The sequence below is a fragment of the Planomonospora algeriensis genome, from assembly GCF_977012225.1.
The window spans coordinates 1-12,890 of record NZ_CDRNDK010000162.1 but is presented as its reverse complement, the minus strand read 5'-3'; the positions used below and the strand labels follow the sequence as shown (position 1 = coordinate 12,890).

At 72.5% G+C, this 12,890-nt stretch carries 14 protein-coding genes; 7 read left to right on the top strand and 7 right to left on the bottom strand.

All coding sequences use genetic code 11. The features are described 5' to 3' along the window. Window positions 1–498 precede the first annotated feature (498 nt). Window positions 499–2,040, bottom strand: a complete 1,542-nt coding sequence (locus ACWJ6R_RS18040; protein ID WP_449063335.1) for an IS200/IS605 family accessory protein TnpB-related protein — start codon at window positions 2,038–2,040, stop codon at window positions 499–501. Window positions 2,041–2,578: 538 nt separating this feature from the next. Here ACWJ6R_RS18040 and ACWJ6R_RS18035 point away from each other — a divergent pair. Continuing rightward, entirely contained in the window at window positions 2,579–3,241 is a 663-nt protein-coding gene (locus tag ACWJ6R_RS18035) for a hypothetical protein (RefSeq protein WP_449063334.1), read from the top strand. Beyond that, window positions 3,238–3,837, top strand: coding sequence for a DUF6529 family protein (locus tag ACWJ6R_RS18030; protein WP_449063333.1), 600 nt, complete (start codon window positions 3,238–3,240; stop codon window positions 3,835–3,837). The genes ACWJ6R_RS18035 and ACWJ6R_RS18030 overlap by 4 nt, the downstream gene beginning before the upstream one ends. A gap of 40 nt (window positions 3,838–3,877) precedes the next feature. Here the strand turns inward: ACWJ6R_RS18030 and ACWJ6R_RS18025 are convergent, their stop codons facing one another. Further along, window positions 3,878–4,870: an HpcH/HpaI aldolase/citrate lyase family protein gene (locus tag ACWJ6R_RS18025; RefSeq protein ID WP_449063332.1), complete on the bottom strand. Its 993-nt coding sequence runs from the start codon at window positions 4,868–4,870 to the stop codon at window positions 3,878–3,880. A 158-nt stretch (window positions 4,871–5,028) separates the two neighbouring features. On the opposite strand from ACWJ6R_RS18025, the gene ACWJ6R_RS18020 reads away from it, so the two are divergent. Further along, window positions 5,029–5,598 carry a biotin transporter BioY gene (locus ACWJ6R_RS18020; protein ID WP_449063331.1) on the top strand — a complete coding sequence of 190 codons (570 nt, stop codon included), beginning with the start codon at window positions 5,029–5,031 and terminating at the stop codon, window positions 5,596–5,598. 64 nt (window positions 5,599–5,662) lie between these two features. After that, window positions 5,663–6,016 carry a hypothetical protein gene (locus ACWJ6R_RS18015; RefSeq protein WP_449063330.1) on the top strand — a complete coding sequence of 118 codons (354 nt, stop codon included), beginning with the start codon at window positions 5,663–5,665 and terminating at the stop codon, window positions 6,014–6,016. 64 nt (window positions 6,017–6,080) lie between these two features. On the opposite strand, the gene ACWJ6R_RS18010 is transcribed toward ACWJ6R_RS18015, so the two are convergent. Next, window positions 6,081–6,365 carry an EamA family transporter gene (locus ACWJ6R_RS18010; protein ID WP_449063329.1) on the bottom strand — a complete coding sequence of 95 codons (285 nt, stop codon included), beginning with the start codon at window positions 6,363–6,365 and terminating at the stop codon, window positions 6,081–6,083. Further along, window positions 6,341–7,027, bottom strand: coding sequence for an EamA family transporter (locus ACWJ6R_RS18005; protein ID WP_449063328.1), 687 nt, complete (start codon window positions 7,025–7,027; stop codon window positions 6,341–6,343). The genes ACWJ6R_RS18010 and ACWJ6R_RS18005 overlap by 25 nt, the downstream gene beginning before the upstream one ends. 129 nt (window positions 7,028–7,156) lie before the next feature. Between ACWJ6R_RS18005 and ACWJ6R_RS18000 the strand changes: the two genes are divergently transcribed. After that, window positions 7,157–8,392: a magnesium transporter MgtE N-terminal domain-containing protein gene (locus tag ACWJ6R_RS18000; protein ID WP_449063327.1), complete on the top strand. Its 1,236-nt coding sequence runs from the start codon at window positions 7,157–7,159 to the stop codon at window positions 8,390–8,392. Further along, window positions 8,389–8,895 (top strand): DUF1003 domain-containing protein, encoded by a 507-nt coding sequence (locus ACWJ6R_RS17995; RefSeq protein ID WP_449063326.1) that lies wholly within the window; start codon window positions 8,389–8,391, stop codon window positions 8,893–8,895. Before ACWJ6R_RS18000 ends, ACWJ6R_RS17995 begins: the two co-directional genes overlap by 4 nt. Window positions 8,896–9,013: 118 nt before the next feature. On the opposite strand, the gene ACWJ6R_RS17990 is transcribed toward ACWJ6R_RS17995, so the two are convergent. Further along, entirely contained in the window at window positions 9,014–9,484 is a 471-nt protein-coding gene (locus ACWJ6R_RS17990; protein WP_449063325.1) for a MarR family winged helix-turn-helix transcriptional regulator, read from the bottom strand. 256 nt (window positions 9,485–9,740) lie between these two features. Here ACWJ6R_RS17990 and ACWJ6R_RS17985 point away from each other — a divergent pair, with 256 nt between their 5' ends. Further along, window positions 9,741–10,883, top strand: coding sequence for an Mrp/NBP35 family ATP-binding protein (locus ACWJ6R_RS17985; RefSeq protein ID WP_449063324.1), 1,143 nt, complete (start codon window positions 9,741–9,743; stop codon window positions 10,881–10,883). Between the two features lie 234 nt (window positions 10,884–11,117). Here the strand turns inward: ACWJ6R_RS17985 and ACWJ6R_RS17980 are convergent, their stop codons facing one another. Beyond that, on the bottom strand, window positions 11,118–11,492 hold the full coding sequence (locus ACWJ6R_RS17980; protein ID WP_449063323.1) for a sec-independent translocase: 375 nt from the start codon (window positions 11,490–11,492) through the stop codon (window positions 11,118–11,120). 162 nt (window positions 11,493–11,654) lie between these two features. Next, window positions 11,655–12,890: S1C family serine protease (locus ACWJ6R_RS17975; protein ID WP_449063322.1), on the bottom strand; the 1,236-nt coding region annotated here is incomplete at its 5' end.

Sequence of the window (12,890 nt, the reverse complement as noted above, 5' to 3'; positions counted from 1 at the left end):
GGCGGGGCAGGGGGACCGGGCGTCCTCCGGCGCGGGAGCGGCGAAGGGCGGCGCCACCCAGGGGGAGGAGAGCGGGAGACCGCGCGGCCGGCCGTCGGAGGGGCCGGGGGGGGAAGTGCTGGATCGTCGGCGGGGACTGGGGGACCGGGGACTCCTGGGACCCGTGGGATCCGTAGGTGCCTTGAGACTCCTGCGGCTCCTGGGACTCCGCTTCGTGCGCCGTTCGGCCGGATGTGCCGTCGTCGTGCGCCGGCCGTTCTCGCGAGCGCGGGTCGTGAGGGCCCGAGGCCACGCTCAGCACCTCCTCGAAGGAAGCCTACATATCCGGATCCACTGATTCCGGACCGTTCCAGTCGTCTCCAACGCCCGACCGCAATCCCTTATGGAAACGGCAAATCGCACGCGACCCTACTACTACCGTTCCTTTTCAGTGAGCGGGAGTGAATCCCGACCCACCGGCGCGTCCCGAACGGTCCTGGACACGCTGGGTCCTCGCGTTCACGTCCCGCCCGGCGGCGGCCCTCCACGGGGCCGATCCGGATCAGGTGGGCGGGTCCCCTGCCCGCGCTCCGGGGCGTGCTCTCCGGCCTGGACGTCCCGAAGCCCCTGGTGATCACTCCGGTCACCAGGGGGGCGGGTCGTCCGACGCCGGATCGCGTGCCCCAGAGCGCGCCGTGCGATCGCGATGCCCGCCGCCTCGTGCCGGGTGACCCGGCGGCGGGGGGCGCTCATCGGCCGCTGCCAATGCTCGGCTCCCCACCGGCTGGTGTAGGCGGGATCGACCGCCACCACCGCCACGTCCTGCTCGGCCGCCATCGCCACCAGCCGGTTGCGCAGCTTCGCGGTCGGGAAGCGGGAGATCAGGTTCCGGAAGCGCTTGCGCCGCCCGTGCTTCTCCCGCGTCTTGTCGTTCATGAAGTCGAGGTCCTCGATCGCGATCGCCTTCACGCCGCACTGCCGGGCCCAGTGCAGCAGCCCGCTCAGCGCGTGACGCACCTGCGCGTCCCGATGCTGCGCGCTGCCGGACAGGTCGTAGGCGAAGCGGCGCGGCGCGCCAACCGGGTTGCCGTGCGCATCCAGCCGCCAGGCGGCCAGGTGGTCGTTGTTGGCGTCCACGCCGAGGCAGCCGCCCGCCAGCGCCGCCTCCACCGGCAGGACGGGGGCGGGTGGGCGCTGCCAGGACGCGGTCGCATACCACCGGCCCCGCACCGCGTCATAGCCGATGGTGTAGGCGACCGCCTTATCGGCAGTGATGCGGTCGGCCCACTCGGCACCGCGGTGCGCGAAACGCACCGTGCAGGAGAGCACGTAGCGGCCGTGCGGGGCATTGGCCAGGTGCGCCAGCGCCGACGGCAGCCGGATACTGATCTCGCCGTCGGGGGACAGGCGGATGGTCTCGTTGCCGAACCGCTTGCCCGACTCGCCGTCCGCGGACAGGAACAGCCGCGCCGCCCGCCAACGTTCCCGCCACTTCTCCTCGGTCAGGTCGGCCTGCTCCAGGTGGTGGCGGGTGGTGGCCAGGCGCTTGCCGCCCCGGCAGACCCGGACCCGGCCCGCCTCCCAGTCCCACCGCACCGCCGAACACCGGGCTTCCAGCAGGTGCAGGCGGCGCTGTTTGGCGTGCCGCTCGGCCTTCGAGCGGTAGCCGCCCGGCGCGCGCTTGGTGCCGGGAGCGCCGAGAGGCTGGGACAGGCGGTGGCGCAGCACCGCGATGCCCGCCTCCAGCTTCTGCAGATGGTCGAGCTGCGCCCGCCGCGCCAGCGCCCACTGGTCGTTGGTCGCCTTGGTGATGGACCCGGCCCACCGGGCTGAGGAGGCCACGGTGAGTTCCCGCTTACGCGCCGCCCACGCGGCGGTGTCGTGCTCGCGTCCGGCGGCGCAGCGGGTTTTCAGGTCGCGGGAGGCCAGCGCACCGAGGAACGCGCCGACCTCGGCCAGCACCGCCGCATCCGCCTCCGACAGGCGCAGCCGGTCACGGATCGCCACCCCGGCCGGACCGGGCACGGTGAACGGGTCAGCGATCGACCGCAGCTCACCCACGACTCACCTCCCGCGCCTGCACGGCCGTACCGGCCCGCCCCTGATCGAACACACGAGCGACAGTAATCGCATTGTCACACACTGTCAAAGAGACGGTGTGGTCCCCTCGGTTCGGCGCGGACCGGCCGGAGAGCGCAGAGCGACGGTCATCCGATCCGGAGCGCCGTCGGCCCGTCATGCCCGCTCGCCCAGGCCACCGGGCCACTCACGGGAATCGACTCGAACGCACTCAAACGCACTGGAACTCCAACGGTTCGAACCCCGTCCCACTGAAACATCACCTCTCACCGTCGCGCGGTCCCGGCGGGCCGCGCCCCATCCAGACCAACACGCCGGAGCCCTCTTGGCGAGACCTCTCTAGCGAGATTTATCGGTCCAGCGCCGGATTCGTCACCGCCAGAAATAGCGAATCCGATTTCAACCGCTCTCGGGGAGCACGGGAATCTCTCCTCTCCGCCCCAATGCGCATTACTTCACAGACACCGCGACCGGTGGGAGCTTTCATGAGGGCAGGAAACCCCGACCCCAGGGAGCGAACATGAAACGGCTGGGGCCCGTACTCACGCTGGCGGCCGGCGCGGCGACGACCGTCGCGCTCGGCGTGCTCAGCGCCGCCGCCTCACCGGCGGCCCAGAACGCCGGCGCGCCGGGCGAGCCGGCCGCGGTGGCCGAAGCCACCTCGGAGGCCTCGGCCGCGCCCGCGCCGTCCAAGACCGCCAAGCCCGTCCCCGCCAAGGCCGACTACGCGGGCCGGGTCCGGGGCAACGGCGGGCTCATCGCCGTCTCCATCCGCAACGGCAAGGCCGTCGGCTACTTCTGCGACGGCAGGGTCGAGGCCTGGCTCAAGGGGAAGGCCGCCGACGGCAAGGTCGTCCTGACCGGGCCCGAGGGAGCCTCCCTCACCGCCGCGATCGGCGGCGGCAAGGCCGCCGGGAAGCTGGAGTTCGACTCGAAGGAGTGGGACTTCACCGCGCCGACGGTCAAGAAGCCGTCCGGCCTCTACCGGGCCAGCGCGATCGTCCGCGGCGCGAAGGTCCGGGCCGGATGGATCTACCTGGCCGACGGCACCCGCGTCGGCCTGACCCTGGTCGACGGCGCGCCCGCCGACGTCGCCATCCCCGAGCCCGGGGAGAACGCGACCGTCGACGGCGAGCAGGTCGACCCCAAGGACGTCGACGAGTTCATCGGAGAGTTCTCATGAGCGACACCTCGGCGAACGGCACCGAGCACGGCACCGCGGACGACACGCAGGCCCTGCGGGTCCCGCCCCGGCAGAACCTCGCCCCGCTGCTCGTCCCGCTCCTCGTCGGCGGACTGGTCGCGGTCGCGCTCGGCGTCTACGGGCGCGCCCACACGCCCACCGGCTTCGCGGTCGGCCCCGCCGGGTTCTCCGGTCCGCTGGCCATGAAGTCCTGGCTCACCACCGGCGCGTTCCTGCTCGCCGGGGTCCAGGTCTTCTCCGCGCTGGTGATGTGGGGCCGGATCAGACTGGACGTGCCGTGGATCGGCGCCCTGCACCGCTGGTCGGGGCGGGTCGCCTTCCTGCTGACGATCCCGGTGGCCTTCCACTGCCTGTACGCGCTGGGCGCCCAGTTCGACGTGGCCCGCGTGCTGGTCCACTCGCTGCTGGGCTGCTTCTTCTACGGCGTGTTCACCGCGAAGATGCTGGCCCTGCCCAAGCGCGGGCTGCCCGGCTGGACCCTCCCGCTGCTCGGCGGGCTGGCGTTCACCGCGCTGGCCGGCCTCTGGGTGACCTCGTCGCTGTGGTTCTTCACCACGATCGGGGTCAAGCTGTAGGCGGGGTGCGGGCCGCCGTGGTGCTCCGCCGTCCTCGGGGTCAGGCCACAGGCGGGGCCAGGCCGCTGGCGGGGTCAAGCCGTGGGCGGGGTGAAGGCGTGGGCGGGGTGAAGGCGGTGGTGCGCGGCAGCCCTGCCGCGCGGCCCTTGGCCGCCACCACCAGCGCCATCTTCCGGGACGCCTCGTCGATCATCTCGTCGCCCAGCATGACCGCGCCGCGCCGCTCCACCGTCGTGTAGTACTCGTACGCGTCGAGGATGAGCTCGGCGCGGTCGTAGTCCTCCTGGGACGGCGAGAAGACCTCGTTGGCCGCCTCGATCTGCGTCGGGTGGAGCACCCACTTGCCGTCGAAGCCGAGGGCCGCCGAGCGCGCGGCCACCCGCCGGTAGCCGTCCAGGTCCTTGATCGCGAGGTAGGGCCCGTCGATCGCCTGCAGGTCGTGCGCGCGGGCGGCCATCAGGATGCGCATCAGGATGTAGTGGTAGGCGTCGCCCTCGGTGTAGCCCGGGGGCTGCTCGCCGACGACCAGCGTCCGCATGTTGATCGAGGCCATGAAGTCGGCGGGGCCGAAGACCAGCGTCTCCAGGCGGGGCGAGGCGGCGGCGATGGCGTCCACGTTGACCAGGCCGCGGGCGCTCTCGATCTGCGCCTCGATGCCGATCCGGCCGACCGGCAGTCCGTTCGCCCTCTCGATCTGGGTCAGCAGGGTGTCCAGCCAGGCCACCTGCCCGGCGTCCTCTACCTTGGGCAGCATCAGGCAGTCGAGGAACGCCCCGGCGCCCTCGACGATCTCGATCACGTCCCGGTAGGTCCACTGCGTGGACAGGTCGTTGACCCGGACCACCCGGACCCGGCCCGACCAGTCGCCCTCGCGCAGCGCGGCCACGATGTTCCCGCGCGCCTCCTCCTTGGCCAGCGGCGCGACGGAGTCCTCCAGGTCGAGGAAGACCTCGTCGACGGCCAGGCCCTGCGCCTTCTCCAGGAACCGGGGGCTGCTGCCGGGGACCGCCAGGCACGAACGTCGGGAGCGCATGGCCACACCGTAGCGGGCGCCCCGGCAGATTTCGCGGACGGGGGCGCTGTCGCGCTCGCACAAACTCCGGCCCCTGTTTCTTGGCGCACCCCTTGAGCGGACCACGGGCCGGATGTCCGAATAATGGGGAGCACGCTTCGGCAAAGGGAGACGAAACGATGGCAAACGCTTCTCCGGTGGCTCAGCCCGCCGTACTGTCCGACCTCATCCCGGGTTCCCGGGTCCGCGACGCCGCGCTCGTCGTGGGCGGCGCCGCCCTCACCGGCCTGGCCGCCCAGCTCGCCTTCCCGATGTGGCCGGTCCCGGTCACCGGCCAGACCTTCGCCGTCGTGCTGGTCGGCGCGGCCCTGGGCATGAACCGAGCGGCGCTGAGCATGGCCCTGTACATGCTCGTCGGCATCGCGGGCGTGCCGTGGTTCGCGGGCGGCGCCTCCGGCTTCGGCGGCCCCACCTTCGGCTACGTGCTGGGCTTCATCGCCGCCGCCGCCCTGGTCGGCAGGCTCGCCGAGCGCGGCGGCGACCGCACGGCCGCCCGCACGGTCGGCACGATGGTCCTCGGCAACCTGACGATCTACGCCTTCGGCCTCCCGGTCCTCATGACCACCCTGGGCCTGGGCCTGGGCGACGCGCTCGCCGCCGGCGTGATCCCCTTCCTGGTCGGCGACGCGATCAAGATCGCCGTCGCGGCCGGGCTGCTCCCCGCCGCGTGGAAGCTCGCCCGCCGCTGATCCGCCCCGATCGTGTACGGCCCGCGCCCGGGGCTCGCAAGGGCGCGGGCCGTACATTCTTTTCATGAGTGTGATCGAGGAGGGCGCGAAGAAGTCGGGCGTGCTGTGGCTCTCGCTGGACCGGCCCCGGCTGGCCTGGCACACCTGGCACGACGGCGCGATCTATCTGGTCACCGGCGGTGGTGAGCAGTCGCTGCCCGGGCTGACCGGGGCCGACCGGGTCCAGGTGACGCTGCGGAGCAAGGACAACGGCGCGCGGCTGGTCGTCTTCGACGCCTCGGTGAAGGTGGTGGACCAGGCCGAGGCAGCCGACGCGGTGGCCGCGCTGGCCAAGGACCGGCTCAACGCCGCCGACGGCGCGGGCCTGACGGCCCGCTGGGCCGCCGAGTCCCAGGTGGTACGGCTCACGCCCCGGTGACCGGTCCCCGGTCGCGTACGGCCCGCCTCCGCGGGGACCGCTTCCCTGTCGCGGGCCGTACGGCTCACGCCGCGGTGACCGGCTCCCCGACCTCGCCTACCCGGGCCGGCAGCTCGGCGGTGGCCCGCTGGGCGAGGTAGGCGCCCGTCAGGACGATGAGGCCGCCGAGGATCTGGAAGGCGCCCAGCGCCTCGCCGAGCAGGATCCAGGCGACCACCGCTCCGGCGATGACCTCCAGCGAGGCGACCGTGGAGCCGACCGCGGCCGACAGGCGGCGCACCGCGGTGACGCCGAGGATGTAGGCGGCGACCGTGGCGACCACGATCATCCAGAGCGCCGCCGCCGCCACCGGCAGGACGGGGCGTCCGGCGACGGTGAGACGGCCTCGCCGAACGCCCGCCACGGGATGTCCCACGGCCGGGAGACCGGGACGAGCACGACCGCCGCGCCGACCAGGCCCCAGGCGATCAGGCCGAGCGGGTCGACGTCGTCGCCGAAGCCGTCGCTGAGCAGGAAGTACCCGGCGCAGCACGCCGCGGCGCCGAAGGCCAGCAGCAGCCCGAACGGGTCCAGGCTCAGCCCCGACCAGACCTCCACCACGACGCCGAGCCCCGCCACGGCGACCACGGCCCCGGTGAAGGCCGCCCGGGGCAGCCGTACCCGGCGGACGAAGCGCACCCAGAGCACGACGAACACCGGCGCGGTGAACTCGATCAGCAGGGTGACGCCCACCGGCAGCCGGGTGATCGCCGCGAAGTACAGCGCCTGCACGCCCGCCACCGCGACCACCGCGTAGGCGCCGAAGAACGGCAGCCGGGCGCGCGGGATGCGCAGCGCGCGGGGCCTGACCGCGGCCAGGATGCCGACGAGCAGCAGCCCCGCCCCGGCCATCCGCACCCAGACGGACTCCAGCGGGGCCAGCCCGCCGCCGCCGAGGTACTTGGCCATCGGTCCGGAGAACGCGAAGCACCAGGAGGAAGCGAACGCGATCAGCAGGCCGGCACGCCTCATGTGACACCATCCGTGTAATTACCGTTTGCGAGCTTTGATGCTGTCACGCCGGAGAGGTCAGGGCAAGAAATGTCCGGCATGTGAGCGTGCCTCGGCCCCCTGTCCCGGGCCACCGCCTACGCTTCGAATGTGAGGATCTTCATCGCCCGGCTCGCCGGCACGCCCGTCTTCGACCCGGCCGGGGACCAGATCGGCCGGGTGCGGGACGTGGTGGTGACCGTCGCCGGATCCGCCCCGCCTCACGTGCACGGCCTCGTGGTGGAGATGCAGCCGCGCCGCCGGGTCTTCCTCCCGATCACCCGCGTGCTCACCGTCGAGGCGGGGGCTCTGGTCTTCAGCGGCCGGCTCAACATGCGCAGGTTCGAGCAGCGGGCCTCCGAGACCCTGGTCATCGGTGAGATGCTCGACCTGGCCGTGGAGGTCGACGGCGAGCGCATGACGGTGCTCGACCTGGCCATGGAGAAGACCCGCACCTCCGAGTGGCTGGTCACCAAGGTCGCCCTGGCCAGGAGCGGCGGGACGCTCGGCCTGCGGCGGCGCGGCGCCAGCAGGGTCGTGGACTGGCGCGAGGTCAAGGGCTTCAGCGCGGTGCAGAAGGACCAGGGCGCGGCGAGCCTGCTGGCCGCCTTCGAGACCATGCGCGCGGCCGACCTGGCCAGCGCCCTGCACACCCTGTCCGACAAGCGGCGGGTCGAGGTCGCCGCGGCCCTGGACGACGTACGGCTGGCCGACGTGCTCGAGGAGCTCCCCGAGCGCGACCAGATCGGCATCCTGAGCCGGCTGCACCCGGAGCGGGCCGCCGACGTGCTGGAGGAGATGCGGCCCGACGACGCCGCCGACCTGCTCCAGGACCTCTCCCCCGAGCAGGCCGAGGCGCTGATGGCGCTGATGGAGCCCGAGGAGGCCGCCCCGGTCCGGCGGCTGCTGGTCTACCCCGAGAACACCGCCGGCGGCATCATGACGTCCGAGCCGCTGATCCTGCCCCCGACCGCCGCCGTCGCCGAGGCCCTGGCGGTCATCCGGCAGCGGGACCACATCCCGGCCGTGGCCACGCAGGTCTACGTGACCCGCCCGCCCGTCGAGACGCCGACCGGCAGGTTCCTCGGCCTGGTCCACTTCCAGCGGCTGCTGCGCGAGCCCCCCTCCACCCTGCTCGGCACGATCATGGACGACTCGCTCGACCCGATCAGGCCGGAACTCACCCTGAGACAGGTGACGTCCTACCTGGCCACCTACGACCTGGTGGCGGTGCCCGTGGTGGACGACGCGGGACGGCTGGTCGGCGCGGTCACCGTGGACGACGTGCTCGACCACCTGCTTCCCGGCGACTGGCGGGAAGACGAGGACAGCGGAGGGAACCTGTGACCGAACGGCTCGACCAGCCCCGCGAGCTGGGCCTGCGCCTGCGCCCGCACTACGACCCGGAGGCGTTCGGGCGGCTGTCGGAGCAGATCGCCCGCTTCCTCGGCACCGCGCGCTTCATCGTCTACATGACGGTGTTCGTCGCGGTCTGGATCCTGTGGAACGTCTTCGCCCCGGAGGGCCTGCGCTTCGACCCCTTCCCGTTCATCTTCCTGACGCTCATGCTCTCGCTCCAGGCCTCCTACGCCGCCCCGCTGATCCTGCTCGCGCAGAACCGGCAGGACGACCGGGACCGGGTCCAGAACGAGCACGACCGCAGGGCCGCCGAGCGCAACCAGGCCGACGTCGAGTACCTGACCCGGGAGATCGCCGCGCTGCGCATCGCGCTCGGCGAGGTGGCCACCCGCGACTACCTGCGCTCGGAGCTCCAGCACCTGGCCGAGGAGCTCCGCGAGCCGCGCGGGCCGTACGAACCGGTCCCGGCCCGGTCGAAGAACCCCCGCTGACCACCGCGCCGCCTCCCGGCTCGGTCGAAGAACCCCCGCTGACCACCGCGCCGCCTCCCGGCCGGGGGAGCCTCCGCCGAAGGTCCGGCCGGGCGTCACCGGCGGTGGGCCCGGCCCGCTACCCGGCGGGCTCCGGGAACAGCTTGTTCAGCATGGCCGCGCACTGGCGCAGCTCGCCCTCGTCGAGCACGTCCAGGAAGCGGCTGCGGATGCCGCGCAGGTAGGTCGGGGTCGCCTCGGCCAGCCGGTCGGCGCCGGCCTCGGTCAGCACCGCGAACAGCCCCCGCGCGTCGCTGGTGCAGGCCTCCCGCTCCACCAGGCCGTCGCGCTGGAGCCGGTCGATGAGCCGGGTCAGGCCGCTGCGCGAGAGCAGCACCCGTTCGGCCAGGTCGTTCATCCGCAGCCGCCGGCCGGGCGACTCCGCCAGTTGGTTGAGCACGTCGTAGGAGGCCAGCGCCAGGTCGTGCGCGACCATCAGGTCCGCCTCCAGCAGCCGGGTGATCCGCACCTGGGCCCGCTGGAGCATGCGCCAGACCTCCAGCTCCTCCGAGCCGATGGCATCTCTTGACTCGCCCGCCGTCAGGGTCACGCAGTAACCTTAGAACGTTGCACACGCATCTACATAGCGAATTGTCCGGATCGCGCGATGAGGCGCCCCTGGACCCCGTCCCGGCGGGTAACAGGACGTCAAAGACGCCTTCGCGGCACCGAGCACCCGGAATTCTTCGCACACCTCCTGGGTTCATACGATGGACCCGCCCGCGGAACGCCCGGACGACACACAGACAAGGAGGGACGGCATCCCCCGTCGCCCTCACCGGTGGCGGTCTCGTGCCCACACTTCGATGGCACCTACCCCGGAACTCGTGACGGCCGCTCTCGCGACCGTCAACGACCCTGAGATCCGTCGGCCGATCACCGAGCTCGACATGGTCAAGAGCGTCGACATCTCCCCCGAAGGGGTGGTGCGCGTCGGCATCTTCCTCACGGTGTCGGGCTGTCCCATGAAGGACACCATCACCCGCGACGTCACCGCCGCGGTCTCGCGCGTCGACGGGGTGACCGGCGTCCAGGTCGAGATGGACGTCATGAGCACCGAGCAGCGCAAGGCGCTGCAGACCAAGCTGCGCGGCGACAAGGGACCGGAGAAGGAGATCCCCTTCGCCAAGCCCGGCTCCCTGACCCGCGTCTTCGCCGTCGCCTCCGGCAAGGGCGGCGTCGGCAAGTCCTCCGTCACGGTGAACCTCGCCGCCGCCATGGCCTCCAACGGGCTCAAGGTCGGCGTGGTGGACGCCGACATCTACGGCCACAGCGTGCCCCGCATGCTGGGCGTCTCCGAGCGGCCCACCAAGGTCGAGGACATGATCATGCCGCCGGTGGCGCATGACATCAAGGTCATCTCGGTCGGCATGTTCAAGCCGGAGGGCAACACCCCGGTGGTGTGGCGCGGGCCGATGCTGGACCGGGCGCTGCACCAGTTCCTCGCCGACGTCTACTGGGGCGACCTCGACGTCCTGCTGATGGACCTGCCGCCGGGCACCGGCGACATCGCGATCTCGGTGGCGCAGCGCATGCCGTCCGCCGAGATCCTCGTGGTGACCACCCCGCAGCAGGCCGCCGCCGAGGTGGCCGAGCGGGCCGGGTCGATCGCCGCGCAGACCCACCAGCAGATCGCCGGCGTCATCGAGAACATGTCCTGGCTGCCGTGCCCGCACTGCGACGAGCGGATCTCGGTCTTCGGTGAAGGCGGCGGCCAGTCCGTGGCCGACGCGCTGACCCGCACGCTCGGCGCCCGGGTGCCGCTGCTCGGTCAGGTCCCGATCGACATGCGGCTGCGCGAGGGCGGCGACGAGGGCAAGCCCCTCGTGCTCACCGACCCGGACGCCCCCGCCGCGGCCGAGCTGCACCGCATCGCCGCGGGTCTGAGCAAGAAGTCCACCAGCCTCAAGGGCCTCCAGCTCGGCATCTCCCCCACCCGGGGCCGCTGAGCGGGCGTCCGCAGCCCGGGTCCTGGAGCACGGAACCTCTCCTGTAGCCGGAACCTCCGGGGGCACGGAGCACGGAACGCGCCGGGAGGCGCCCCTCATCAGGGCGGCTTCCCGGCGCGTTCCCCGTTCTTGGTTCTTGCGCCCCCGTCTCACGCCGCGCGCGGTCCGGTGGACCTCAGGTGCCCGGCGGGCCTCAGGTGCGCCCCCTTCTCACGCTGCGCGGTCCGGCGGGCCTCAGGTGGCCTCGGAGTCGTACGGCGGGATCTCTCCGTAGCCGAGTTCTCCGGCCGCCTCGGCCGCGTACGACGACGGGGTGTAGGCGGGCGTGGTGAGCGCCGCGGCGGACGCGGCGCCGTTCCAGTCGTCCTCGAGGTCGGCCGTCAGGTGCTTGCGGACGAAGTTCTTCGGGTTGAGGTCCGCCGGGTCGAAGTCGGCGAACTCCGGCCCCAGCCCCGCCTGGAGGTCGTCCTTGGCGTTGTTGGCCATCCGCCGCAGGTTGCGCAGCGTCCGGCCCGCCTGCGCGGCGGCCTGGGGGAGCTTCTCCGGCCCGAAGACGAGCAGGGCGATGACCACCAGTGCGGCGACCTCAAACCACCCGAGTCCGAACACGGCGATCTCCTAGCGGCTCAGCGCGAGGGGACGCCCGGCGAACGCGACCCTTCTCGAGCACGGGTTCATCGGCCATCCCTTAAGGTCAGCGCTCCGGGACGGGTCCCGGAGCGCTTCCAGACTAATGCCCCCGACCGCGAGGGCGCTCCCGCGGAACGCCGGTCAGGAAGGCCGTGGCGTGGGTGCGTCGCGATCGGCCTGCACGGTCACGACGGCCGTCTTCTCCTGACCGCCGCGCTGGAACCTGACCTCCAGCTTGTCACCGGGAGCCCTGCCCCGGACCAGCGCGATCAGCTCGTTACCGTCCTGCAACGTGAGGCCGTTGACCTCCAGGATCACGTCGCCGGGCTTGAGGCCCGCCTTGTCCGCCGCGCCGCCCGGCGTGACCGGCGCCTGGCCGTCCTGCGCCTCGCTCCTGATCCGCACCCCGGTGCCCTGGTAGGCCTGGTCGATGAGCACGCCGATCCGCGACTTGCTGGCGGAACCGGTGGTGACCAGTTCCTCGGCGACCCGGCGGGCGTGGTTGACCGGGATCGCGAAGCCCAGGCCGATGCTGCCGCTCTGACCGCCGACCTGCCTGCCGAGGGTGGCGATCGCCGAGTTGACGCCGATCACCTCGCCGCGCGCGTTGACCAGCGGGCCTCCGGAGTTGCCGGGGTTGATGGCGGCGTCGGTCTGGATGGCGCTGAACCAGGTGGTGTCGGAGCTGTTCTCCTCCCCCGCCTGGACCGGCCGGTTGAGCGAGCTGACGATGCCGGTGGTGACCGTGCCGGTCAGGCCGAGAGGGGAGCCGATCGCGATCACCGGGTCACCCACCACCACGTTGTCGGAGTCGCCGAGGGTGATCTCCGGCATGCCGAAGGTGTCGTCCGGCTTGACCACGGCCAGGTCGGACTCCGGGTCGCGGCCGACGATCCTGGCCGCGGTGGACTTGCGGTTGTTGAACTGGATCTGGATCTGCCCGCCGCCCGCCGCGGCCGCGACCACGTGGTTGTTGGTCACCACGTAGCCGCCCTTGATCAGGAAGCCCGAGCCGGTGCCCGCGCCGCCGCCGGCCTCGACGGCCAGGGAGACCACGCTGGGCAGCACCTTGGACGCCACGCCCGCGACCGACTCCGGCGGCCGGGAGGTGGAGCCGCCGGAGACCGCGGGAATCCGGTAGGACGGGTCCACGCCCGAGCCGCTCGGCCGGGTCAGGAGGTAGGTGCCGACGCTGCCGAGCGTCGAGGCGAGCAGTGCGATCACCACCGCGAGCGCGACGAGCGTCCTCGTGCCCGGACCGCGCTGCCCTGCGGCCGCCGTGGCGCCCGCCGGCCTCCGGGCGGCGGAGGCGGGGCCCATCCGGGGCCCATGCCGAACGCCTGCGGAGGCGGAGGCGGGGGGCGGGGCGAGGACCGC